This window comes from Ruegeria sp. I1, assembly GCF_056532675.1.
Window position 1 is genome coordinate 276,105 of record NZ_JBQFNM010000005.1, and the last position, 22,605, is coordinate 298,709.

The 22,605-nt window shown below is 58.2% G+C and carries 23 protein-coding genes and 1 tRNA gene; 15 read left to right on the plus strand and 9 right to left on the minus strand.

Annotated features, from left to right (window positions below):
* Positions 1–84: 84 nt before the first annotated feature.
* A complete protein-coding gene (gltA, locus tag ACR0DH_RS11955; RefSeq protein WP_480541260.1) occupies positions 85–1,380 on the plus strand; it encodes a citrate synthase in 1,296 nt (431 codons plus the stop codon).
* Between the two features lie 45 nt (positions 1,381–1,425).
* Here gltA and ACR0DH_RS11960 read toward each other — a convergent pair whose 3' ends face one another.
* Entirely contained in the window at positions 1,426–2,493 is a 1,068-nt protein-coding gene (locus tag ACR0DH_RS11960; RefSeq protein WP_480549445.1) for a PA0069 family radical SAM protein, read from the minus strand.
* A 287-nt stretch (positions 2,494–2,780) separates the two neighbouring features.
* On the opposite strand from ACR0DH_RS11960, the gene ACR0DH_RS11965 reads away from it, so the two are divergent.
* Both ACR0DH_RS11965 and ACR0DH_RS11970 read left to right on the plus strand, forming a co-directional pair.
* On the plus strand, positions 2,781–3,479 hold the full coding sequence (locus ACR0DH_RS11965; RefSeq protein ID WP_480541258.1) for a corrinoid protein: 699 nt from the start codon (positions 2,781–2,783) through the stop codon (positions 3,477–3,479).
* A gap of 192 nt (positions 3,480–3,671) precedes the next feature.
* Entirely contained in the window at positions 3,672–4,328 is a 657-nt protein-coding gene (locus tag ACR0DH_RS11970; RefSeq protein ID WP_480549057.1) for a DUF1638 domain-containing protein, read from the plus strand.
* Positions 4,329–4,337: 9 nt separating this feature from the next.
* Here the strand turns inward: ACR0DH_RS11970 and ACR0DH_RS11975 are convergent, their stop codons facing one another.
* Positions 4,338–4,748, minus strand: a complete 411-nt coding sequence (locus tag ACR0DH_RS11975; protein ID WP_480549055.1) for a SufE family protein — start codon at positions 4,746–4,748, stop codon at positions 4,338–4,340.
* A gap of 140 nt (positions 4,749–4,888) precedes the next feature.
* Here ACR0DH_RS11975 and ACR0DH_RS11980 point away from each other — a divergent pair, with 140 nt between their 5' ends.
* Positions 4,889–5,413: a hypothetical protein gene (locus ACR0DH_RS11980; protein WP_480549053.1), complete on the plus strand. Its 525-nt coding sequence runs from the start codon at positions 4,889–4,891 to the stop codon at positions 5,411–5,413.
* Between the two features lie 6 nt (positions 5,414–5,419).
* Here the strand turns inward: ACR0DH_RS11980 and rnd are convergent, their stop codons facing one another.
* The 3 genes from rnd to purM all read right to left on the minus strand — a co-directional run bounded on the left by rnd (position 5,420) and on the right by purM (position 8,331).
* Positions 5,420–6,577, minus strand: a complete 1,158-nt coding sequence (gene rnd / locus ACR0DH_RS11985) for a ribonuclease D (RefSeq protein WP_480549051.1) — start codon at positions 6,575–6,577, stop codon at positions 5,420–5,422.
* Between the two features lie 114 nt (positions 6,578–6,691).
* Positions 6,692–7,288 (minus strand): phosphoribosylglycinamide formyltransferase, encoded by a 597-nt coding sequence (gene purN, locus ACR0DH_RS11990; RefSeq protein ID WP_480549049.1) that lies wholly within the window; start codon positions 7,286–7,288, stop codon positions 6,692–6,694.
* Positions 7,285–8,331: a phosphoribosylformylglycinamidine cyclo-ligase gene (gene purM / locus ACR0DH_RS11995; protein ID WP_480549047.1), complete on the minus strand. Its 1,047-nt coding sequence runs from the start codon at positions 8,329–8,331 to the stop codon at positions 7,285–7,287. The genes purN and purM overlap by 4 nt, the downstream gene beginning before the upstream one ends.
* A 107-nt stretch (positions 8,332–8,438) precedes the next feature.
* On the opposite strand from purM, the gene ACR0DH_RS12000 reads away from it, so the two are divergent.
* Positions 8,439–8,515 (plus strand) — tRNA-Ile (locus tag ACR0DH_RS12000).
* 126 nt (positions 8,516–8,641) lie between these two features.
* Complete coding sequence (locus tag ACR0DH_RS12005; RefSeq protein ID WP_480549045.1) at positions 8,642–9,142, plus strand: flavin reductase family protein; 501 nt, start codon at positions 8,642–8,644, stop codon at positions 9,140–9,142.
* Here the strand turns inward: ACR0DH_RS12005 and ACR0DH_RS12010 are convergent.
* From ACR0DH_RS12010 to ACR0DH_RS12020, 3 genes are read right to left on the minus strand one after another with little or no spacing between them, the layout of a single operon-like run.
* Positions 9,139–9,618, minus strand: coding sequence for a DUF6505 family protein (locus ACR0DH_RS12010; RefSeq protein WP_480549043.1), 480 nt, complete (start codon positions 9,616–9,618; stop codon positions 9,139–9,141). The two genes, ACR0DH_RS12005 and ACR0DH_RS12010, sit on opposite strands and share 4 nt — an antisense overlap.
* Positions 9,615–10,313, minus strand: coding sequence for a biotin/lipoate--protein ligase family protein (locus ACR0DH_RS12015; RefSeq protein ID WP_480549041.1), 699 nt, complete (start codon positions 10,311–10,313; stop codon positions 9,615–9,617). The genes ACR0DH_RS12010 and ACR0DH_RS12015 overlap by 4 nt, the downstream gene beginning before the upstream one ends.
* Positions 10,310–11,371, minus strand: coding sequence for an Mrp/NBP35 family ATP-binding protein (locus tag ACR0DH_RS12020; protein WP_170532826.1), 1,062 nt, complete (start codon positions 11,369–11,371; stop codon positions 10,310–10,312). The genes ACR0DH_RS12015 and ACR0DH_RS12020 overlap by 4 nt, the downstream gene beginning before the upstream one ends.
* A gap of 108 nt (positions 11,372–11,479) precedes the next feature.
* Between ACR0DH_RS12020 and ACR0DH_RS12025 the strand changes: the two genes are divergently transcribed.
* On the plus strand, positions 11,480–12,208 hold the full coding sequence (locus ACR0DH_RS12025) for a hypothetical protein (RefSeq protein WP_480541240.1): 729 nt from the start codon (positions 11,480–11,482) through the stop codon (positions 12,206–12,208).
* On the opposite strand, the gene ACR0DH_RS12030 is transcribed toward ACR0DH_RS12025, so the two are convergent.
* Positions 12,202–14,157, minus strand: coding sequence for a 4Fe-4S binding protein (locus tag ACR0DH_RS12030; RefSeq protein WP_480549039.1), 1,956 nt, complete (start codon positions 14,155–14,157; stop codon positions 12,202–12,204). The genes ACR0DH_RS12025 and ACR0DH_RS12030 overlap by 7 nt on opposite strands.
* 260 nt (positions 14,158–14,417) lie before the next feature.
* On the opposite strand from ACR0DH_RS12030, the gene ACR0DH_RS12035 reads away from it, so the two are divergent.
* From ACR0DH_RS12035 to ACR0DH_RS12070, 8 genes are all read left to right on the plus strand, one after another.
* Positions 14,418–14,972: a DUF3305 domain-containing protein gene (locus ACR0DH_RS12035; RefSeq protein WP_480549037.1), complete on the plus strand. Its 555-nt coding sequence runs from the start codon at positions 14,418–14,420 to the stop codon at positions 14,970–14,972.
* A complete protein-coding gene (locus ACR0DH_RS12040) occupies positions 14,969–15,550 on the plus strand; it encodes a DUF3306 domain-containing protein (RefSeq protein ID WP_480549035.1) in 582 nt (193 codons plus the stop codon). The genes ACR0DH_RS12035 and ACR0DH_RS12040 overlap by 4 nt, the downstream gene beginning before the upstream one ends.
* A 3-nt stretch (positions 15,551–15,553) precedes the next feature.
* The gene (locus ACR0DH_RS12045) at positions 15,554–16,165 is read left to right on the plus strand and encodes a TorD/DmsD family molecular chaperone (RefSeq protein WP_480549033.1); all 612 of its coding nucleotides are present in this window, start codon (positions 15,554–15,556) and stop codon (positions 16,163–16,165) included.
* Positions 16,166–16,221: 56 nt separating this feature from the next.
* Positions 16,222–16,410, plus strand: coding sequence for a ubiquinol-cytochrome c reductase iron-sulfur subunit N-terminal domain-containing protein (locus ACR0DH_RS12050; protein ID WP_170376587.1), 189 nt, complete (start codon positions 16,222–16,224; stop codon positions 16,408–16,410).
* A 132-nt stretch (positions 16,411–16,542) separates the two neighbouring features.
* Entirely contained in the window at positions 16,543–19,437 is a 2,895-nt protein-coding gene (locus tag ACR0DH_RS12055) for a formate dehydrogenase subunit alpha (RefSeq protein WP_480549031.1), read from the plus strand.
* Between the two features lie 15 nt (positions 19,438–19,452).
* Positions 19,453–20,049 carry a formate dehydrogenase FDH3 subunit beta gene (fdh3B, locus tag ACR0DH_RS12060; protein ID WP_039530246.1) on the plus strand — a complete coding sequence of 199 codons (597 nt, stop codon included), beginning with the start codon at positions 19,453–19,455 and terminating at the stop codon, positions 20,047–20,049.
* A gap of 73 nt (positions 20,050–20,122) precedes the next feature.
* Positions 20,123–21,331 (plus strand): formate dehydrogenase subunit gamma, encoded by a 1,209-nt coding sequence (locus tag ACR0DH_RS12065; protein ID WP_480549029.1) that lies wholly within the window; start codon positions 20,123–20,125, stop codon positions 21,329–21,331.
* Positions 21,332–22,594, plus strand: coding sequence for a c-type cytochrome (locus ACR0DH_RS12070; RefSeq protein WP_480549027.1), 1,263 nt, complete (start codon positions 21,332–21,334; stop codon positions 22,592–22,594).
* The last annotated feature ends 11 nt before the right edge of the window (positions 22,595–22,605 follow it).

Consider the following 22,605-nt stretch of genomic DNA (forward strand, 5'->3'; position numbering starts at 1 on the left):
ACCCGGACTGCGCGCCCGCGCGCAGTCATTGCCCGCATGGTTCGGCGACGATCCGGCCTGCGCACGAATGAAGAAGGGACAATTATGACTGATAGCAGCAAAACAGCCACTCTGACCGTACATGGAAAAGAGTATGAGTTGCCGGTTCACTCACCGACGGCCGGGCCTGACGTTGTCGATATCCGCAAATTGTACGGTCAGGCAGGTGTATTCACCTATGATCCGGGCTTTACCTCAACCGCAAGCTGCGACAGCACCATCACCTATATCGATGGCGAAAAAGGTGAGCTGCTGCACCGGGGCTATCCGATCGACCAACTGGCCGAGAAATCCCATTTCCTCGAAGTGTGCTACCTGCTGCTTTATGGAGAGCTGCCGAGCGCCAAAGACCTGGAAACCTTCGAGACCACGATCACGCGCCACACCATGCTGCACGAACAGATGCTGTATTTCTATCGTGGCTTCCGCCGTGACGCGCATCCGATGGCGATTATGGTGGGTGTTGTTGGCGCCATGTCGGCCTTCTACCACGACTCGACCGATATTTCGGACCCGCACCAGCGTGAGGTCGCATCGCATCGTCTGATCGCCAAGATGCCGACGATTGCGGCCTGGGCCTACAAGTACCATATCGGTCAGCCCTTCGTGTATCCACGTAACGATCTGGATTACGCATCGAACTTCCTGCGCATGTGCTTTGCTGTTCCGGCTGAAGAGTATGAGGTCAACCCGATCCTGAGCCGCGCGATGGACCGTATCTTTACCTTGCATGCGGATCACGAACAGAACGCCTCAACCTCGACCGTGCGTCTGGCCTCGTCTTCGGGTGCTAACCCGTTCGCTTGTATTGCAGCCGGGATCGCCTGCTTGTGGGGGCCGGCGCATGGGGGTGCGAACCAAGCCTGTCTGGAAATGCTGGAAGAGATCGGCAGCGTCGATCGCATCCCGGAATACATCGCCCGCGCCAAGGACAAGAACGACCCGTTCCGCCTGATGGGCTTTGGCCACCGCGTCTACAAAAACTTTGACCCGCGCGCCAAGGTGATGAAGCAGTCGGCGGATGAAGTTCTGGATCTGCTCGGTGTTGAAAACAACCCGAAACTGCAGGTTGCCAAAGAGCTTGAGAAAGAAGCTCTGCAAGACCCGTATTTTGCCGAGAAGAAGCTGTTCCCGAATGTCGATTTCTACTCGGGCATCATTCTCGAGGCGATGGGCTTCCCAACATCAATGTTCACGCCGATCTTTGCGTTGTCGCGCACCGTTGGTTGGGTCAGCCAGTGGAAAGAGATGATCGCCGATCCACAGAACAAGATCGGTCGCCCGCGCCAGTTGTATCTGGGTGAGACGAACCGCAACTACGTGGATATCGAAAAGCGCTAAGCATCAGACCCAAGCAACGCCCCGGATCATCCGGGGCGTTTTGTTTTAGAGCAGGCTCAGCTGATCGCCTGCCTGCGGTGGCTTGGAAAATAGGTCCGTCCGCAAAGGGGCCCCTTCTATGCGCAACCCCAATCGTTTGACCGCCAGTTTGAACCTTTGCGCGACTACCTCGGCATATTCGCCCTCGCCCCGCATCCTATGGCCCCAACGCGGATCATATTCCCGCCCACCATGCATTTCGCGCAGGCGCGACATGACCTTTTCCGCGCGGGCGGGTTCGTGTTGCGCCAGCCAATCCTTCCACAGCACCGAAACTTCGCGCGGCAGGCGCAGCATGATCCAACTGGCAGTATCGGCCCCGGCATCCCGTCCCGCCTCAAGCAGCTGTTCCAGTTCATGATCGGTTAATCCGGGGATAAGCGGAGAGGTCATGACCCGCACCGGTACACCTGCCCCGGTCAGCCGCTCTATCATCTGCAAACGTCGCTTGGGCGATGGGGCCCGAGGTTCCATCCGGCGCGACAGTTTCGCATCCAGCGTCGTCAGCGATATGCCGACACGTACCAACCCACGCACGGCCATCGGAGCCAGAACATCCAGATCGCGCTCGATCAGCGTTCCCTTGGTCACAATCGCCAACGGATGGTTGAAATCTCGCAAAACCTCAAGGCAGCCTCTTGTTATCAAACGGGTTTTCTCGATCGGTTGATATGGGTCGGTATTCGTACCCAGCGCCATTGTTGCCACGCGGTATCTGCGCGCCGAAAGCTCTTGCCGCAGCAGGTCAGCCGCGTTCGGGCGCGCGATCAGGCGAGTTTCGAAATCCAGCCCAGGGGACAGCCCTAGATAGGCGTGGCTTGGCCGGGCAAAGCAATAGACACAGCCATGCTCACACCCGCGATACGGGTTGATCGACCGGTCAAAAGGCAAATCCGGGGACCGGTTATAGGAAATGATACTGCGCGCAACCTCCGCCCGAACTTCGGTGCGAAGCGGAGGAAGATCGTCGTCCTGAGGCCATCCGTCGTCGGTTTCCAACGTTGTAAAACGTTCGAAGCGCCCGGCAACATTTGATGCCGTTCCTCGCCCCCGTATCCTGGATTGATCGACCATTTGTTCGCTCTTTGTTCCCATCTCGACGATACGCAAAGAGCGCAGATCCATCAAGAGCGCTTGAATAGTGCCGTGGCCAATTATCGAGATGAATTTGCCTAACAATCTGAACATTATGCAGAATGATCTTGCAGAAAATTCAGTCGCCCTGTGCAAATTTCTATCTTATAGGTCGGTCCCGAAACGACTGAGGTCGCAATCGTCACAGTCAAACTGCGGCGTTTTGGCCAAAACGGAAAAAATGCCATCTTGGTGCCATTGGCCCACACAGCTCAGGGAAACGCCCCATGTCTGATGAAGAAGATATCGTCCTGTCCGAACTGAATGACGATGAACTTGTCGAACAGATGTTCGATGATCTTTATGACGGCCTAAAAGAAGAAATCGAAGAAGGTGTGAACATCCTGCTGGAACGCGGATGGGCGCCGTACGATATTCTGACCAAAGCGCTTGTTGGCGGCATGACCATCGTGGGACATGACTTCCGCGACGGTATTCTCTTCGTACCCGAAGTTCTTCTGGCGGCGAACGCTATGAAGGGCGGCATGTTTATCCTCAAGCCGCTGCTTGCCGAAACCGGTGCGCCGCGCGTTGGCAAAATGGTCATCGGCACCGTCAAAGGTGACATCCACGACATCGGCAAAAACCTTGTTTCGATGATGATGGAAGGCGCAGGTTTCGAAGTTGTCGATATCGGCATCAACAACCCGGTCGAAAACTATCTGGAAGCGCTGGAAAGCGAAGAGCCCGATATTCTGGGCATGTCCGCCCTGCTGACCACAACCATGCCTTACATGAAAGTCGTGATCGACACATTGGTCGAGCAAGGCGTGCGTGATGACTATATCGTTCTGGTCGGCGGCGCGCCGTTGAACGAAGAATTCGGCAAGGCCATTGGCGCTGATGCCTACTGCCGTGATGCGGCTGTTGCTGTTGAAACCGCCAAGGAGTTTGTTTCGCGCAAGCACAATCAGATGGCGGGTTGATCCGGCAAAGCAATCCAAAACAAAGCCGCCCGATCTTGGGCGGCTTTTTTATGCGCGGCAGTGGCACGTCCCTGGTCTGTCATCAGTTTGTGCAGCAAACGCGTCGGTGGCCATAGGCAGAAGGTCGGCAGCAGACTTGCCTTCCTGTACGAAAGATCATTCTTTTATCCAGAAGCTGACGGGTTCAAAGCCATGCCACAGAACACTTTACCTGACGACGCAAGCCTGACCACCGATGGATATTCCGAGAACGATGGCCAGCAGCAGATATTGCTGATCGCGTGCGGGGCTCTGGCGCGTGAGATTCTGGACCTGAAAAAACGCAACGGCTGGGACCACATGGCCCTGACCTGCCTGCCCGCGATCCTGCATATTCACCCTGACCGCATCACTCAGGCAGTCGAAGATTCGGTGGCAAAACACCGCAATGACTATCACCAGATCTTTGTCGTCTACGCAGATTGCGGCACCGGAGGGCTGTTGCAAAAAGCCTGCGAAGAGCTGGGGGTCGAGATGATCAAAGGCCCTCATTGTTATTCGTTTTTTGAAGGCAATCAGATCTTTGCCGACCGCGGCGATGATGAAACAACGGCCTTTTACCTGACGGACTTTCTGGCCCGGCAGTTCGACGCCTTTGTCTGGAAACCGCTGGGCCTGGACCGTCACCCAGAACTACGCGATATGTATTTCGGAAACTACACCAAACTGGTTTATCAGGCTCAGACGGATGATCCGGTCCTCACCGAACGCGCCCGGGCATGTGCCGAAAAAATGGGGTTGGCGTTCGAGCGTCGTCTGACCGGTTATGGCGATCTTGAAGTCACGCTAAATGACTGGGCCAACCGCTAAGGGAGGTTATCAGAGGTTTTGTTGTGCGACTTCTCGGATGCGCTCGATCATCGATCGCAAACCGTTTGAACGTTGTGCAGACAAGTGATCATGCAGGCCAAGACGGGCCAACTCACCCCCTGTATCCACCTTCACCACCTCGGCCACAGGCAAACCGTTATACAAGGATCGCAATACCGCGATCAGTCCCCGCACGATCAAGGCGTCGCTGTCGCCATCAAAATGGAACGTGCCATCCTCGATCATTGGTTGCAGCCAGACCTGACTGGCGCATCCATCCACCTTGGTCGATGGCACCTTGAAGGCGTCATCCAACGGTTCCATCGCTTTGCCCTGTTCAATCACATGGCGATATCGGTCTTCCCAGTCTTCGAGAAACTCAAAATCCTCAACGATTTCTTCAAAGGCGGGCGTTGCCATGGCGGGGCGATCCTTGCGTTGTCTTCACAATTGTGACCTAAGCTCAGGCATCATCGCTGTCCAGCCCCTGCCGTGGCTTTTCAAGGCGTGGAAATTGCGCTAACCCATTGGCTGAACTGCCATCATAAAGCTGTGGGTCCATGCTGAAACTTCTGTCCCTACTTGTCGTCGTCTCACTGACCCTGTCCGCCTGCGGCTGGCGGGATTCGCGGGTCAACCCGTCAAACTGGTTCGGCGGCAGCAGATCGACCCCGGTTGAAGCCCCTCCTGCCGAAGAGGCAAATGCACTGATTCCGCAGGAGCGTCAGGGCGGTGGTCTGTTTGCTCGTCCCGAAGAAGAAGATACCAGCGTTCCTATTGCTAAGGTTGATGAGCTTCGTATCGAACCGATCCCGTCGGGCGCCATCGTCTATGCCTCAGGCACGGCAATCCGGCAGGGTGCGTTTGATGCGCGGTTGGTCCGGGTGGAGTCGGAAGAGAACCAGAAGAACGGCATCTTGGAATACACCTTCCGTGTCGACTATCCCAAAACCCAGACACCGCAAGGGTCTGAGCGGACGCGTATGGTGTCGGATGCAATCAATGTCTCGACGCAGGAATTGGATGGCATTCGCCTGGTGCGCGTGGTCGGACAGCAGAACGCATTGGAATCGCGCCGACGCTAACCGTGCCTAAAGCGAGACAACTTTGACGTTTTGCCCTTTGGCGGCCAGCGCGATCTTACCTTCGCAAAGTTTCAGTGCATCCTCACCAAAAACTTCAAAGCGCCATCCGGACATGGCGGGCAATTCACGCTCGCCCGCCGCGATCTGATCCAGTTCCGAACTTGTTGCGATCAGCTTGGCCGCCACCCCAGAGCTTTCGGTCTTTGATTTCAAGAGCACGCGCAACAGGTCAGCCAGCGCAGGGTTAACCTTGAGTTTGTCCCGCGAGTTATCAACTTTGGGCAACCTGTCCGCCGGGCAATTCACGCCGCGTTTCACCGCAGCCAGAATTCCGTCGGCAATCGCACCTTTGCGCGCCTCGCGTAGCAAGAGGCGAGAGCCACCCAAATCAGAGGGCGTTTTGGGCTTGGTCGAGGCCAACTCAATCAGGGCATCATCCTTGAACACCCGATTGCGCGGCACGTTGTTTTCCTGTGCATACGCCTCGCGGAATTGTGCCAGCTCTCGCACAACGGCCAGAAACTTGGCCGAATTGGTGCGCGTCTTTACCCGTTTCCAGGCATCTTCGGGCTGTATGTCATAGGTCTGCGACTGAGTCAGGGTGCGCAACTCTTCCGCGACCCAGTGGCTGCGCCGGGTCTTTTCAAGTTCCGCCGCCAGATGTTCATAGATCTTCCGCAGATGCGTGACATCCGCCAGGGCATAAGTTTTTTGCGCATCCGTCAGCGGCCGCCGCGACCAATCGGTAAAGCGAGACGTCTTGTCGACACCCTGTTTACAGATTTTGCGTACAAGGGTTTCATACCCCACCTGCTCGCCAAAGCCGCAAACCATTGCGGCAACCTGCGTGTCAAACAAGGGCGTCGGGAAAACACTTGCCTCGACCCAGAAAATCTCAAGATCCTGACGGGCGGCGTGGAAAACTTTGACCACATTCTCATCGCGAAACAAATCGTAGAGCGGTTCAAGCGACAGACCATCCACCAATGGGTCGACCAGAACGGCGCTGTCTTCATCTTCTGACGGCACGGCCAGCTGCACCAGACAAAGTTTCGAGTAATAGGTCCGTTCGCGCAAAAACTCGGTGTCTACTGTGACATAGGGATAGCCTGCAGCAGCCGAGCAAAACTCGGCCAGCTCTTGCGTCGTCGTCAGGGTTTTCATGCGCCGTACTATTCTTGCTCTTGTTCTTTATGTGACTGCCCGTTTTTCCGCGTCCCGAGCGATAGATGCGACCATAGGACGAATTTTAGGGATCTGTAAATCACTCAGGGGCGATCAGGGCAGCATAAGGGGTGAACTGTTGCCATCCGCGAAACGACGCAGCACTGCGGGGTATAATTTGTGCTCCCACACCAATACCCGTGCAGCCAGATCATCGGGTGTATCGCCCGGTGTAACCTCAACCCGTGCCTGACCAAGGATCGGGCCGTCATCCAATGCGGCGGTCACTTCATGCACGGTGCAGCCATGCTCGGCATCCCCCGCTTCAATGGCGCGCGCATGGGTATTCAGGCCCTTGTATTTGGGCAGCAGCGACGGATGGATGTTTAGCATCCGGCCTTGAAAGCGTGATACAAAATCGGCCGTCAGAACCCGCATGAACCCTGCCAGGCACACGATGTCTGGCTGCGCTTGTTCCAGTGGTTTCAAAAGCTCAGCCTCAAAAGCGGCACGGTCGCCCTTGAAGGGGCGATGGTCCACCACAGCGGTTGCAATGCCACGATCCCGGGCTTTCGTTAACCCGCCCGCCTGCGCCTCATTGGACAAGACCAGACAGGGACGCGCCGGGTGGTCGCCGGTCATGCTGTCGACTAGCGACACCATGTTGGACCCGCCACCGGAGATCAGGATCGCAACGCGCTTGTGGCTCACAGCAGTTTGCCTAAATAGGCCACGCCTTCCGCGTCGGTGACAGTGCCGATACGCGACACGTCCTCACCCGAATCCGTCAGCAAAGTTGACAGCGCGTCTGCTTGGTCGGCCGCGCAAACCACGATCATGCCAATGCCGCAATTAAAGGTCTTCAGCATCTCAGCCTCAGAAATCCCGCCGGTTTCAGCCATCCAGTTGAAAACCGGAGGTAGATCCCATGCATTCAGATCAATCTGGGCCCCTAATCCTTCGGGCAAAACGCGCGGCAGGTTCTCGGTCAAGCCACCGCCTGTGATATGGGCCAGCGCATGAACGCCCCCTGCCCGGATCGCAGCCAAGGCGGGTTTTACATAAAGGCGCGTCGGCGTCAGCAGTGCCTCACCCAACGCACCTCCACCAAAGGGTGAGTCTGCGTCCCAACCCAAACCCGAAATCTCAACCAGTTTGCGGACCAGAGAGTAGCCGTTGGAATGCACCCCATTCGAGGCCAGCCCCAGCAGAACATCACCCGCCTGAACGCCATCAGGCAGATCAGCACCTCGTTCCATCGCGCCGACTGAAAAGCCAGCCAGATCGAAATCGCCATCGGGATACATACCCGGCATTTCGGCGGTTTCGCCACCGATCAGCGCGCAACCTGACTGCGCGCAACCTTCGGCAATCCCTTCGATGATCCTTGCAGCAGTATCCGTGTCTAGCTTGCCGGTTGCGAAATAGTCGAGGAAGAATAAAGGCTCAGCGCCCTGACAGATCAGGTCGTTGACGCACATGGCGACCAGATCGATGCCAACGCCATCGACAACACCGGTATCAATCGCGATGCGTAGCTTGGTGCCGACACCGTCAGTCGCGCCTACCAAGATGGGGTCGTCATAGCCCGCTGCCTTTAGATCAAACAGCGCACCAAAGCCGCCCAGACCGCTCATTACACCGGGGCGGTTCGTCCGCTTGGCGGCGGGTTTGATCCGATCGACCAGAGCGTTGCCTGCATCAATATCCACACCCGCATCGGCATAGGTGATTCCGTTCTTGCCCGCTGTCATGGTAGGTCCCTTAAGAATGCTTTTCGGGCGGGTTAGTCGATTGTGCGTCTTGTTGCAACGGTCAGGCTTGACGCGGGCGTTCACCGTGATACTCAAAGCGCTCAGGCGGGCCTGTAGCTCAATTGGTTAGAGCAGAGCGCTCATAACGCTTTGGTTGCGGGTTCAAGTCCTGCCGGGCCTACCAGATCTCCCAATTCGCCTGCTGACGCATTGATCCGGCTTTCGGGCTGAACGACTGCCGGGGCAAGCTTTTGATGGACAAAGCCTTTGCTGCATGGCACCTGAGGCGCGGCGAAGACAAGAGCGTACGATGACCGAGAAGACCTTTATCCCCGGCCCAGATCAAAGCAGCGATTTTCGCGCGGCTTTGGGCTGTTTTGGGACCGGTGTTACGGTTGTCACCACACATACGGAAAACGGCCCCCGTGCGATTACGGTCAACTCATTTGCATCCGTGTCGCTGGATCCGCCTTTGGTGCTGTGGTGTCTGGCCAAAGACTCGTTTCGCTTTAACGCGTTCAATTCCTGCCAGCACTATGCGATCCACGTCATGGCGCAGGAACAACAGGACGCCGCGCTAAAATTCGCCCGCGACGGCACCGATTTCTCACATGCCAAGTGGGAGTTGGACGCAGCCGGTCGCCCGCAACTGGCCGAATGTCTGGCTAGGTTCGACTGCGAGCTGCACACCAAACATGAAGCCGGGGATCACCTGATCCTTGTGGGTCAGGTCGAACAGGTGATGTACCGCACTGGCAAAGGCCTGATCTTTAAACGCGGTCAGTTCGGTGGTTTTGTCGACAACGTCTAATCGTCAAGCGACCCATGCACGGCCAGCGCCTCTAAATGCGTCTCTTGCGGTGTGATCACCCGAAACGCTTCATGCACGCCGCTTTCCGTCAGCTCGCGTGCGACGGTCAACAGCGTGTTTGGCGCGTGGTCCTCGCAAAGCTCCGACATATGATCGATTTCCGATTGCGCCACGCCATGTGCCGCTTCGACTGAAGGCGCACCGTAGAACTGCACGAAATGCTCGGCCAGATTCTGAATGATCTGATCTTTTTCTGCCGCTTCAATCTGGGTCACCGCGACAAAGGTCACGCGCCCAAAGGTTTCCAGCCCCAACCAACCATTGGCAAAAGCTTGTCGGGATTTCCCTTCAAGATCGCCCTGCCCCCAGTTCGAAAACTCGAACCCGCCCGAGATGCACCATTCCCCGGTCCGCGCAGGGGAATGAAACACGTTCATATCGCTTTCATCGAAATGGATCGCGCGGGCGAGTTTCATTGGTTTGCCTCCAATAGCTCTGTCAGCGGGCGCAGGTGGGTCTCTTCACCATACCGGATCAACATGCCAAATCGTTCATCCGTACCTAGGAAGACGCCCCCATCGGTGAGAGGCTCCCCCACTCCGCGCAAAAGGCCCAGCCATTCACCATGCAACGGCGCGTTGCCATCCTCTTGCCAGCGGTTGAGCCAGGTCAGCATGTGCCGCGACCAGCTCTCCACAAGTTGGGTCGCTGAAACATCCGCGCAACCTTCGTCGTAAAGCGCTGTGATATCAGGCGTGTTCCCCGGTACATCACTGGTTTGCAGCAGTGCCAGCTCCCATCCGATCACCAGCCAGTCAGGCATCTGCGCGGGATCGGAGGACGAGGCCGCGACGTGGAACTGCCCGCATTTTGCGCCGTTCACGCAAATCAGCCCATCCCACCCCAGATGCACAGCCACTTCGGGCGGGGCCAGCGCGCCCAAAGCGTTCTGAAACCCAACAGCACAGAGCGGTAGCATCGCCATCGCGTCCTGCAACGGCACCTCGGGCGCGAACACGATGGCCACGCGCAGGCGGTCGGCCTGAATGTTGTAAATCACCGTGCCCGCATCACAGCCCAGGGCTGCCATGGCCTGTGCCTTTTCGCACGGATCCTCGCCCCCCTTCGCGGCGAGACCGGTCAGTAGCGGAGGGAAGACCGGATCGGTCATGCGTTACCTTTGGCGATCAGGTCGCGGGCAATCTTGCGGAAGGATTCTGCCTGCGCACTGTCTGGTTTGCTGACCACGATCGGCGCGCCGCCATCTGCGGCCAGTCGGATGTCCAGATGCAGCGGGATTTCCCCAAGCAGCGGAACGCCTAGGCCCTCGGCCTCTGACGCGACGCCACCATGGCCGAAGATATGCTCCTCATGCCCGCAATTCGAACAGATGTGCGTCGACATATTTTCGATCATCCCCAGGATCGGCGTCTTGAGCTGATTGAACATGTCGATCCCTTTGCGGGCGTCGATCAGGGCTACGTCCTGAGGGGTCGATACAACGATCGCGCCGTCCACCTGGAATTTCTGGCTGAGTGTCAGTTGCACATCGCCGGTGCCGGGAGGCAGGTCGACGATCAGCACATCCAAGGCACCCCATTGCACCTGACTCATCATCTGTTGCAGCGCGCCCATCAGCATAGGGCCCCGCCAGACAACCGCCTGCCCTTCGTTGGTCATTAGACCCATCGACATCATGGTGACACCATGATTGCGTAGCGGCAGGATCGTCTTACCATCGGGGCTGGCCGGGCGTCCTGACACGCCCAGCATCCGAGGCTGAGACGGGCCATAGACATCCGCATCCAGCAGACCCACCCGCCGGCCTTCGGCAGCCAGAGCACAGGCGAGGTTCGCGGATACGGTGGATTTACCCACCCCGCCCTTACCCGAGGCCACGGCGATGATCCGATCCACACCGGGGACTGCCTGCGGACCGGTTTGCGAAGGTTTGGGCTTGGGCTTCAAATCCGGCGGGGCCTTATCGGAATGCGCGGTCATCATGGCCGAGACCTTGGCGACCCCATCCACCATCTGTGCGGCCTGTTCGGCTGCCGCGCGCACGGGTTCCATACGCTCGGCATGTTTGGGATCGATCTCGATGACAAACCGGACGGTATCGCCTTCGACATTCAGTGCACGGACAACCCCTGCGCTAACAATATCCTGACCGGAGACCGGGTCAGTGATCTTTTTCAGGTTCGCCAGAACCGCGTCACGGACACTCATGCTTTCATCCCCAAAACCTGCTCCATCGCATGGCTGCATTTCATCGCACCTGTCTCCGTCTTTCCTGGTTCATTTGACGCATTTGCCTGTTGGCCGTTAGGTTTGGCCATGCGCTTTGTCCTGTTGTGCCTCAGCCTGACGCTCACCGCCACCCCTTCCGGGTCGCAAGAGGCCATCGGCCTCGCCGCCCCGTCCGAGGTGACAGACACCGGCCTGTTGCAACATATTCTTCCACGCTTTTCGCTCAAGACCGGGATACGGGTTATTGCGGACGAAAGCGGTGTTATGTCGCTGACGGCGGGTCCAACTGGTGATCCGGTCTTTGCCCGCGAAGGTGTGATCTACCATCTGAGCATTCAGGACGACCCCCGGCAGGCCCGATTCCGGGATTGGCTGACATCCGACATCGGGAAACGCACAGTCGAAAGCTTTGCGCCTGATCAGGGCGCGCCCTTTAGCGCCAGTTTTGAGGTCGCCGTCACCGGTAGCGTAACGACAACCGATGGTGACGTGACCCTGGGCGAAGAACTTTCGATGACCCATTGTGGCCGCTGTCACGTGATCGGTCCAAAAAACCGGATGAACGGGTTGGGCTCGACTCCCTCTTTTGCGGTTTTGCGCAGCCTTCCGGATTGGGATGAACGGTTTCAGGCCTTCTTTGCGCTGAACCCTCACCCTGCCTTCACTCAGATCGATGGGCTGACGCCGCCCTTTGATCCGGCGCGCCCATCGCCCATTCATCCGGTTGAGATGACATTGGACGACCTCGACGCCATCTTGGCCTTTGTTTCGATCATTGAAGCGGCGGATCTTGGCAAGCCGCTGCAGCATCAATGATCCTTCCGCTTGGAGAAATAGTCATCCGTCGTAATCACCCGAGGTTTGGGATTGGACTGGAACGGATTGTCCTCCATCTTGAATTGCGCGCCGACCCGGCAATTGTCGCACATCTGGATCATCCGTGCCTGTTCGGACGAGGCAAACATCGGATGCGTGCCCGAAAGCTTCTCCATGATGCGTTCCACCGTCGATTTCACGCCAAACAGGGCACCACATTCGACACAAGCAAAAGGTTCTTCTTCGTTCAACACCTGCTGAGACAGGGCCGTGTCGCTCAGATCCAGCTGCGGCACCAGTGTGACCGCATCCTCGGGGCAAATGTTCCGGCATAGGCCACATTGCAGGCAAGCATCCTGCTGAAAGTTCAGTTGCGGTTTGTCCGGATTGTCGATCAATGCCCCCGAGGGACACAGCGAAACACAGCTGAGACATAAGGTGCAGGCATCCGTATCCACCGCAACCGCACCATATGGGGCGTCCTCTGGCAAGGATAGCGGCTCTTCCATCATTGGGTTCAACGCTTGTGCCGCCAGCCGCGTGATCTGTCGGCGATTGCCAAGGGGCAACACAGGGTCTGTCAGCGGTGCCGGAACAGACTGCGCATATAGCAGATCAGACAACGCGTCCGGGTCGGCCTCATCAATAAAGCTCAGACCGGCATCTGTGGCGATGGCCGAAGCCAGCGCGAGTTCCCGATCCAGTGCATCCCGCTCAGTCGTTGGCGCAAGCAGGATGTCCACCCGCGCAAACCCGTGGGCCAGACCTGCCAACATCTCGGCATGGCCGAACCCTGAGATGACACTCAGCTCCATCGGGATCACATCGGCGGGCAGGCCACGGCCAAAACGCGCGGCCAACCGGATCATCTCAGCCCCATGGGCATCATGCACCAGCAAGCGCGGTGCACTGCCACCGGCCCGACGATAGGTGCGCGCCAGAACATGCATGCGAGACAGGATCGCGGATACCGGCGGATCCTCGTAGGTGATCGCGGTCGAAGGGCACAAGGCCGCGCAGGCCCCACAACCCGCACAGATCATCGGGTCGATTGCGACATGCTCTCCGGCTGGTGTGATCGCCCCGGTTGGGCAGATATCAAGGCAGTTGGTGCAGGCGACCTGTTCGGCGCGCGAATGGGCGCAGAGCGTTTCCTCAAGCCGCACATAGAGCGGTTTTTCAAACGTCCCCACCAGTTGCGCCGCGTCAAACGCCAGGCGCGCGACCGCCAACGGATCGCGCGGATCACCCCGCAGATACCCTTCGCGTTTGGCAGGGGCCTGAACCAGCGGCGTGCCACCTGCTAAATCAATCAGAATGTCACAGGCGGATCTGGCCCCATCACGCGGATCGGACCAGGCGAAAGCGCCGCGACCCCCAGGCTCCATTTGCTGCAGCTGGTCGATCCGCAGCGTAAATCCTCCCAACGCGCCAGTGACCGACCGCACCTGCCCCTGAACCACGTCAAAAGACCGGGTCGTGGGATGGCCACCATCAGTTGCCAGAACTGTCACGGCCAGCACGCCGGCCAGACGATCCGCGAGTTCGAACGCAACTTCAGAGGGTCCGATGATGCAGCAGGTCCCTTCGCTTATCACATCCACGCTGGGTGTGATTGGCATCGGGATCATGGCCTCGGCCGCCAGAGCAGCCATTTTTGGGCCCGCATCCTGCGCCTGCTCTGACCAGCCCGCGCGATCCCGAATGTCCACAAAAGCGGGCGATTCAACACCCAGATCCTCGGCAAGGTCCCGAAACACATCCTGCTCTTGCCCACAGGCAATCAGCACCAGGTCTTCGCCTGTCAGAAAATCGGCCATCAAACCAAGCTCGCGCGTACACAGTCCAGTGTGAACCTTCGAACACTCCAGATCGCAAGCCGATCCGATCCGCTCGGCATCGACGGATTGCGACCCTTCGCAATCGCATAGAATAAGTTTGGTGGCCATGTCCCTCCCCCGGACAGCTTCCTTATCTTCCCACTTTAGATGGTATCCTGCAGCTTACAATCCACACTTCGAACACAACCCAATTTGCTGCCGGCATTCTGCAAGGCCTGTATTTTCTTACAGAAATGCTCGGAATTTCACATGTTAAATTTTTTGTCGATCACGCGGATTTGCACATAATACAGGCTTGGCAGATCGGTGCTTTGTGTACCATAGTAGACGCAGGGTAAGGCACGGGAGAGCCTTACGGGGAGGAGCCAGTGGCCAAGGCCGCAAGCTGTATCGAAATGCCAGTTGGCGTCATTGTGCGCAAAACGCCCGGGGTCACCCGCTGGGCCAAGTGGAACTGGCGCGCGGTCGCTGCCCTGCCGGGTGCAGGCCCTGCGGATTGGGTTGAACTGCGCCGCGAGGGCGATGCTGTCGAATACCACGCCGCCACCTTGCCCTTGACCCTATGGGTGGATGAGACTGAGGCCTACATGGTCAACCTGTCTGACGGGCAACCGTCGATCTATCTGGTTCTGCGCGATGCATTGGACGGGGAACGCCCGATGGATGCGGTATTGATCACTGCGTCTCCGTTCGAAGGCCAGGACTATGCGGATACGGGTGAGGAACTGGTCGAGAAGATCCCGATGTCCGAAGGTTTGATTGCCTGGGTGCGCGATTTTACCTTGGAACATCACCGCGATGAGGTTTTCATCAAGCGCCGCCGCGACAAGAAACGGACTGATCTGGTTGAAGATGGCAAAGGCGATGCGCGGATCCGGCAGGATTCAGACGTCTACCGCGCGCCGCGGAGGGTTGTGCAATGACCCAGTCCCGCGATTTCTGGTCTCGCCGCAAGGCTGCCGTTCAGGCCGAAGCTGAGGCTGAAGTTATCGCCGCCGAAGAACAGGTGATTGCCCTTCAGCAGGCCGAGCTGGAAGAAAAAAGCGACGCCGAAATATTGGCCGAATTCAACTTGCCCGACCCGGATCACTTGCAGGCGGGCGATGATGTCTCGGGTTTCATGGTCAAAGCGGTGCCAGACCGTCTGCGCCGCCGCGCATTGCGACGTCTGTGGCGGCTGAACCCAGTGCTGGCCAATGTGGATGGTCTTGTCGACTACGGCGAGGATTACACCGACGCCGCCTGCGTGGTTGAGAACCTGCAAACCGCGTATCAGGTCGGAAAAGGAATGTTGGCTCATATCGAGGCACTGGCGGCTGAGACCGAAGAACATGAAGTCGAGGCTGAGATTCAAGAGCCGGAGGATGAGCCTGAGGTCCAGCCAATCATGGCTGCGGAGTCAGCCCCGGAACCTGTCCCGATAGTCGAGCTCGATGCGGAGGACGAGATCGCAGAGCTTTCTCCTGCCCCGCGTCGCATGAGATTTGAATTCGAAGGATAACGCATGACCGCAGATAACGCGCAAACACTGGATATCTCAGCCGAGGATCGGCTGCGCGCGGATTTCTACAATTTCCTCGGTCTGCTTTTGGCCGGTCCACCGGATCAATTGCTGCTGGACCAGATGGCTGGGCTAAGCGGCGATGAAACCGATCTGGGACAGGCCATTCAGGCGATGTCCCGCGTGGCCAATGTCACCAAACCCGCCGCCGCCGAGCGCGAGTTCAACGCGCTGTTCATTGGCTTGGGGCGTGGCGAGTTGCTGCCCTATGCCAGCTTCTACCTGACTGGTTTTCTGAACGAAAAACCTTTGGCGCAACTGCGCAATGATATGGCCGTGCGCGGCATCACCCGGGCGCAGAACGTGTTCGAACCCGAAGACAATATCGCCTCATTGATGGAGATGATGGCAGGCATGATCGTTGGACGCTTTGGAGCGCCTGCCGCGTTGGATGACCAGAAAGCGTTCTGGAACAAACATATCGGCCCATGGGCCGCACATTTCTATTCGGATTTGGAAGCCGCTGAAAACTCGGTTCTTTATGCTTCGGTCGGTACTGCCGGTCGGGTTTTCATGGAGATCGAGCGCGAGGCGTTCCGAATGACGGCGGCATAACCCGCCACTCGCCGGTGCCCACGGGTGCCAAACCGCAATTGGGACAGGAGGAGCCCATGAGCAAGACCAAGGAAGAAGGCGCAACCCGCCGCGACTTCCTGAAACTGGCCGGAACCGCAGCGCCTGCTGCTGTTGCCGCTGCCAGCCTGAGCGGTCAAGCCGAAGCAGCCGAGCTGCCGACGGACGAGACCCGTATGCAGGACACCGCGCATACCCGCGCGTATCTGGAAAGCGCGCGATTCTAAGCCGCTTCGACTGCGCCCGGCCTAGCCGCCGGACGATGTCACCACCCGACTGACGGTTGCGATTGGCCCTGACGTCGGCATCAACAGTACCAAGCCAGCCATGATCATCATGGCCAGCAAGGGAGGAAAACAATGCTTAGGAAAAAGACCAACGGGGTTGCGAGACGCCCCCAGCGGACAAGTATCCTGTCCCAGATCGGCGAGAAAACCGTCGATCGCCGCGCGTTTCTGCGTGGCTCGGGCCTGACGATCGGCGGCCTTGCCGCGATCAGCGCCACGGGTGGAACCGTGACGCCAGCCAGTGCCCAAACAGCGGCAAACCAGGCCGTTGAAAACATCAAATCCGTCTGCACCCACTGTTCGGTCGGCTGTACCGTCGTTGCCGAAGTGCAGAACGGTGTCTGGGTCGGGCAGGAACCCGGTTGGGACAGCCCGTTCAACCTGGGTGCGCACTGTGCCAAGGGGGCCTCGGTCCGCGAGCACGCCCATGGCGAACGCCGCCTGAAGTATCCGATGAAAAAGGAAGGCGGGGAATGGAAACGCATCAGCTGGGAACAGGCGATCGACGAGATCGGCGACGGCATGATGAACATCCGCCAGGAATCCGGGCCGGACAGCGTGTATTGGTTGGGCTCGGCCAAGCACAATAACGAACAGGCCTATCTGTTCCGTAAGTTCGCCGCCTACTGGGGTACGAACAACGTGGACCATCAGGCCCGTATCTGCCACTCGACCACAGTTGCGGGTGTTGCGAATACATGGGGCTACGGCGCCATGACCAATTCGTACAATGACATCCACAACTCTCGGGCCATCTTCATCATTGGCGGCAACCCGGCCGAGGCGCATCCCGTCTCGCTGCTGCATGTCCTGCGCGCGAAAGAGCAGAACAACGCCCCGCTGATCGTCTGCGACCCGCGCTTTACGCGTACCGCGGCGCATGCGGATGAGTATGTGCGCTTCCGTCCCGGCACAGACGTTGCGCTGATCTGGGGTATCCTGTGGCACATCTTCGACAATGGATGGGAGGACAAAGAGTTCATCCGCACCCGTGTCTGGGGGATGGACCAGATTCGCACCGAGGTTGCCAACTGGACGCCGGAGGAAACCGAGCGTGTGACCGGTGTGCCTGGCTCGCAACTCAAGCGCGTTGCCCGGACAATGGTCAACAACCGCCCCGGCACCGTGATCTGGTGCATGGGTGGAACGCAGCACACCAACGGGAACAACAACACCCGCGCCTATTGCGTGCTCCAGCTTGCGCTGGGCAACATGGGCACGTCGGGTGGTGGCACCAACATCTTCCGCGGCCATGACAACGTGCAGGGCGCGACGGACCTTGGTGTTCTGTCCCATACCCTGCCCGGCTATTATGGCCTTTCGAAAGGGGCTTGGGGTCACTGGGCCCGTGTCTGGGGTGAAGATCCCGAATGGCTGGCAGGTCAGTTCGCGACGATCAAGGACAAGGACGGCAAGGATAAACCGCTGCAGAATGAGCGCGGCATTCCTGTTTCCCGCTGGATCGACGGTGTTCTGGAAGACCCGGCCAACATGGATCAGGACAACAACGTCCGCGCCATGGTTCTGTGGGGCCACGCGCCCAACTCGCAGACCCGGATGACGGAAATGAAAACGGCGATGGAGAAGCTGGACATGCTGGTCGTGATCGACCCGTATCCCACCGTCTCGGCCGTGCTGCATGACCGCACCGATGGCGTCTATCTGTTGCCAGCCTGTACGCAGTTCGAAACCCGTGGCTCTGTCACCGCCTCGAACCGCTCGCTCCAGTGGCGCGACAAGGTTGTGGATCCGCTGTTCGAAAGCCTGCCGGACGAGGTCATCATGGCCAAGTTCGCCAACAAGTTCGGCTGGGCGGATCGGTTGTTCCGCAATATCGAGATGGACGACCCGGAAACCCCGAATGTTGAAAGCATCACGCGTGAGTTCAACGCCGGTCTCTGGACCATCGGCTATACCGGTCAGTCGCCGGAACGTCTGAAAAGCCATATGGCCAATCAGCACACGTTCGACAGAACCACGCTGCAAGCCATTGGTGGACCAAACGACGGCGAGTATTACGGTCTGCCCTGGCCTTGCTGGGGAACGCCGGAGATGGGTCATACGGGGACACCAAACCTCTATGACATGTCCAAGCCGGTGGCCGAAGGTGGCCTGACCTTCCGCGCTCGGTTCGGGGTGGAACGGGACGGCGACAACCTGCTGGCCGAAGGGGTCTATAGCGTTGGATCGGAAATTCAGGATGGCTATCCCGAATTCACGATGCAAATGCTGATGGACCTTGGCTGGGACGGTGATCTGACGGCTGAGGAACGTGCAGCCATCGACGCCGTTGCAGGACCAGAGACCAACTGGAAAACCGACCTGTCTGGCGGTATCCAGCGGGTGGCGATCGAGCATGGCTGTGCGCCTTTCGGGAACGCCAAAGCCCGCGCGGTTGTCTGGACCTTCCCGGATCCGATCCCACTGCACCGCGAGCCGCTTTATACAAACCGGCGCGATCTGGTGGAGGACTATCCAACCTACGAGGACCGTCAGGCCTATCGTCTGCCGACCCTCTATGCTTCGATCCAGAAGAACGACTTTTCAAAGGATTACCCGATAATCCTAACGTCAGGTCGTCTGGTCGAATATGAAGGCGGTGGCGATGAGACACGGTCGAACCCGTGGCTGGCCGAGCTTCAGCAGGACATGTTTGTCGAGATCAATCCGCGCGATGCCAACAACCTTGGTATTCGGGACGGATCACAGGTCTGGGTCGAAGGTCCTGAAGGCGGCAAGGTTAAGGTGATGGCGATGCTGACCAACAGGGTCGGTGCCGGTGTGGCCTTCATGCCGTTCCACTTTGGTGGCCATTTCCAGGGCGAGGACCTGAGGGAGAAATACCCCAAAGGTGCCGATCCCTATGTACTGGGTGAAAGTACAAACACCGCCCAGACCTATGGCTACGATTCAGTGACCCAGATGCAGGAGACCAAAGCGACTCTCTGCAAGATCTGGTCAGCGTAAGGAGGAGAAGAGAAAATGGCAGCAAGAGCAAAATTTCTCTGCGACGCCGAACGCTGCATCGAGTGCAATGCCTGCGTCACCGCGTGTAAGAACGAGCACGAGGTGCCGTGGGGCGTGAATCGCCGCAGGGTGGTGACGATCAATGACGGTGACCCGGGCGAACGCTCGATCTCGGTGGCCTGTATGCATTGTTCAGACGCGCCCTGCATGGCGGTGTGCCCGGTCGACTGCTTCTATCAGAACGAAGAAGGGGTCGTCCTGCATTCCAAAGACCTGTGCATTGGCTGTGGCTATTGCTTCTACGCGTGCCCGTTCGGCGCGCCGCAATACCCACAGGCAGGCAACTTCGGATCGCGCGGCAAGATGGACAAATGTACCTTCTGCGCCGGCGGCCCTGAAGAAACGCACTCGACCGCAGAGTTCGCCAAATACGGTCGCAACCGGATCGCCGAGGGCAAATTGCCCATCTGCGCCGAGATGTGTTCCACCAAGGCCCTGCTCGCCGGTGACGGCGATGTGGTCTCGGCCATCTACCGTGAGCGCGTCGTCGCCCGCGGGTTTGGTTCAGGCGCGTGGGGTTGGGGCACTGCCTACGACCAGAAAGACGGCTAAGACCGCTTTCATTGACCAAACAGGCGACCCGCAACCGTGGGTCGCCTGATATGGAATTTTGACCGAGGCTCAGATGTTCCGCTTACTCATCGCATTGCTTTTGACCATTGGGATGGCTCAAGCCGTCGTCGCACAAACCGACGAGACCGAAGTGCCGGCCACCACAAATGAACGCACCTCGACCGGGGGTGCGTCAACGCTCGAAGATATCCTAGCCCGCCAGCGCGGCGAAAAAGTGGACAACAGTTTTCGATCGGAGAACACCGGCCAAGGCAATGTCGAAGGGCTCTTGGGGCAGTTTGGACCTAGCGGCGTATCCTCGGACAGCGATGTTTACCGCGCGCTGCGCTTTGGGTCGGCAGATGTCACCGTTTCATCGCGCGGCCCAGCAGACAGTGTTCTAATACAAGACGGCGGGATGTGGTGGTGGCAATTCCGCACCGGACCATTGCGCGAATACGGCACGTATATCATCGCCGGAATGCTGGGTCTGATCCTGCTATTCTTCCTGATCCGAGGCCGCATTCGCATAGATGGTGAAAAAACAGGCCGAACGGTTACACGTTTCAAAAGTTTCGAACGCTTTGGTCATTGGCTTTTTGCCGGATCCTTTATCATCCTCGGAATAACCGGATTACTCACCCTCTATGGTCGCGACGTCCTGATCCCGATTTTTGGCAGGGAAGGGTTTGCGGTGATCGCCCAAGGGTGCAAATGGCTGCACAATAACCTGGCCTGGGCCTTTATGCTGGGCCTGGTCATCGTCACGGTGAACTGGATTTCACACAATATTCCAAATCGGACTGATCTTAAGTGGCTCGCTGCCGGAGGGGGGCTGTTCACCAAGGGCAGCCATCCGCCCGCTAAGAAGTTCAATGCAGGCCAAAAGATCATCTTTTGGGCCTGCATAGTGCTGGGTACCTCAATCAGCCTGTCCGGCCTATCTTTGCTGTTCCCCTTCGAATTGCCGATGTTCGCCAAGACATTCGCCGTTGCCAATTCAACCGGCATTCCGCAGGCTTTGGGCCTGAGCCTGCCGGTCCAGATGTCACCGCAGGAAGAGATGCAATACGCTCAGGTCTGGCATGTGATGGTTGCCTATGTGTTCATCGCGATCATCGTGGCGCATATCTACCTTGGCTCCATCGGCATGGAGGGCGCGTTTGACGCCATGGGCACCGGTGAAGTCGAGGAGCAATGGGCGCGCGAGCACCACTCGCTGTGGTTGGAAGAGGTGCAGGAAAAAGAGGCCAGCAAGGCGGCGGCCTCACCCGCAGAATAGATGCGCGCGCTGGTTCTGGTTTTTGCTCTGATCCCCCTTCCTGCTTGGGCTGATTTCTTCACGCTTAAGGGGCATGGTGGCCCCATCATGGGAATTGCCACCGCATCGGATGGTCGGATCGCGACGGCCAGTTTCGACAATTCAGTCGGGCTGTGGTTAGACCAGACACCCAAATGGCTGGAGGGCCACGAAGCGGCGGTCAATGCGGTCGTGTTCAACGGCACCGCGATCTATTCAGCCGGGGACGATTTCACTCTGCGCCGCTGGCCGGGCGGAAAAATCGTTGGCCAGCACAAAGGCAAGATCGTCGGCATCGCAGCCTCAAAAACGCATGTGGCCACCGCCAGTTGGGATGGCACCATAGGCGTTTGGCCTGTTGACGGGTCAGACGCAATTCTGCTTGGACCAACCGGCAGCGGGGTAAATGCGGTGGCGTTCTCGCGCGATGGTACACAGCTTTATTCTGCCGGGGTCGATGGCAGCCTGCGGAAATGGGATGTCTTCGACGGGGAAGAGGCACAGCGATTGGTCGAACATGGGTTCGGCCTGAACGAGTTGATCCTGAACGAAGATGACGGCTGGATCGCCTATGGCGCGGTCGATGGCGTAACCCGCATCCGCGATCTGTCAACAGGTGAGGAACGGGATTTCACACTGGATCGCCGCCCAATACTGGCCCTTGCCCTCAACCCAGATCGCTCGCTTTTGGCTGTCGGTGACGGTGAAGGCTATATCATGGTGATCGACACGGAAAAATGGCGCATCGCCAGCGATTTCCGCGCTACCCTGCGCGGCCCGGTCTGGGCCTTGGCGTTTTCAACAGATGGGCAGAATATCCATGCCGGCGGCATTGATGAGGCCATGTATAGCTGGCCGGTGTCTGCCCTTGGTGACCAGGAACAAATGGCAGCAGCCGAGCCCAGCTTTCTGAAAGACCCCACAGAGATGGACAATGGAGAGCGCCAATTTGCCCGCAAATGCTCGATCTGCCATAGCCTAACACCCGATGGGCAACGCCGAGCAGGACCTACGCTGCATGGTATCTTTGGGCGGCGGGCCGGCACCCTACCTGGCTATTTCTACTCGGAAACGCTGCAAGACTCTGATATCATTTGGAATGACGAGACGATAAACGTCCTTTTCGACGTGGGGCCAGACCACTACATTCCAGGGTCAAAGATGCCGATGCAGCGGATCACGCAAGAGCAAGACCGGGACGACCTGATTGCTTTCCTGCGCCGAGCAACGGTTGATCGAAACTGAACCGGAGGAGA

What these genes read in the sequence shown, in the direction of transcription:
- ACR0DH_RS11980 (WP_480549053.1), top strand. Translation starts at nt 4,889, where the DNA reads ATGCTGAAACTTCTGTCCCTACTTGTCGTCGTCTCACTGACCCTGTCC.
- ACR0DH_RS12070 (WP_480549027.1), top strand. Translation starts at nt 21,332, where the DNA reads ATGCGCGCGCTGGTTCTGGTTTTTGCTCTGATCCCCCTTCCTGCTTGG.
- ACR0DH_RS12045 (WP_480549033.1), top strand. Translation starts at nt 15,554, where the DNA reads ATGACCGCAGATAACGCGCAAACACTGGATATCTCAGCCGAGGATCGG.
- ACR0DH_RS12050 (WP_170376587.1), top strand. Translation starts at nt 16,222, where the DNA reads ATGAGCAAGACCAAGGAAGAAGGCGCAACCCGCCGCGACTTCCTGAAA.
- ACR0DH_RS11960 (WP_480549445.1), bottom strand. Translation starts at nt 2,493, where the DNA reads ATGGTCGATCAATCCAGGATACGGGGGCGAGGAACGGCATCAAATGTT.
- ACR0DH_RS12010 (WP_480549043.1), bottom strand. Translation starts at nt 9,618, where the DNA reads ATGAAACTCGCCCGCGCGATCCATTTCGATGAAAGCGATATGAACGTG.
- ACR0DH_RS12005 (WP_480549045.1), top strand. Translation starts at nt 8,642, where the DNA reads ATGACCGAGAAGACCTTTATCCCCGGCCCAGATCAAAGCAGCGATTTT.
- ACR0DH_RS11965 (WP_480541258.1), top strand. Translation starts at nt 2,781, where the DNA reads ATGTCTGATGAAGAAGATATCGTCCTGTCCGAACTGAATGACGATGAA.
- ACR0DH_RS12030 (WP_480549039.1), bottom strand. Translation starts at nt 14,157, where the DNA reads ATGGCCACCAAACTTATTCTATGCGATTGCGAAGGGTCGCAATCCGTC.
- purM (WP_480549047.1), bottom strand. Translation starts at nt 8,331, where the DNA reads ATGACAGCGGGCAAGAACGGAATCACCTATGCCGATGCGGGTGTGGAT.
- ACR0DH_RS12020 (WP_170532826.1), bottom strand. Translation starts at nt 11,371, where the DNA reads ATGAGTGTCCGTGACGCGGTTCTGGCGAACCTGAAAAAGATCACTGAC.
- gltA (WP_480541260.1), top strand. Translation starts at nt 85, where the DNA reads ATGACTGATAGCAGCAAAACAGCCACTCTGACCGTACATGGAAAAGAG.
- ACR0DH_RS11975 (WP_480549055.1), bottom strand. Translation starts at nt 4,748, where the DNA reads ATGGCAACGCCCGCCTTTGAAGAAATCGTTGAGGATTTTGAGTTTCTC.
- rnd (WP_480549051.1), bottom strand. Translation starts at nt 6,577, where the DNA reads ATGAAAACCCTGACGACGACGCAAGAGCTGGCCGAGTTTTGCTCGGCT.
- ACR0DH_RS11970 (WP_480549057.1), top strand. Translation starts at nt 3,672, where the DNA reads ATGCCACAGAACACTTTACCTGACGACGCAAGCCTGACCACCGATGGA.
- ACR0DH_RS12065 (WP_480549029.1), top strand. Translation starts at nt 20,123, where the DNA reads ATGTTCCGCTTACTCATCGCATTGCTTTTGACCATTGGGATGGCTCAA.
- ACR0DH_RS12015 (WP_480549041.1), bottom strand. Translation starts at nt 10,313, where the DNA reads ATGACCGATCCGGTCTTCCCTCCGCTACTGACCGGTCTCGCCGCGAAG.
- ACR0DH_RS12055 (WP_480549031.1), top strand. Translation starts at nt 16,543, where the DNA reads ATGCTTAGGAAAAAGACCAACGGGGTTGCGAGACGCCCCCAGCGGACA.
- fdh3B (WP_039530246.1), top strand. Translation starts at nt 19,453, where the DNA reads ATGGCAGCAAGAGCAAAATTTCTCTGCGACGCCGAACGCTGCATCGAG.
- ACR0DH_RS12040 (WP_480549035.1), top strand. Translation starts at nt 14,969, where the DNA reads ATGACCCAGTCCCGCGATTTCTGGTCTCGCCGCAAGGCTGCCGTTCAG.
- ACR0DH_RS12025 (WP_480541240.1), top strand. Translation starts at nt 11,480, where the DNA reads ATGCGCTTTGTCCTGTTGTGCCTCAGCCTGACGCTCACCGCCACCCCT.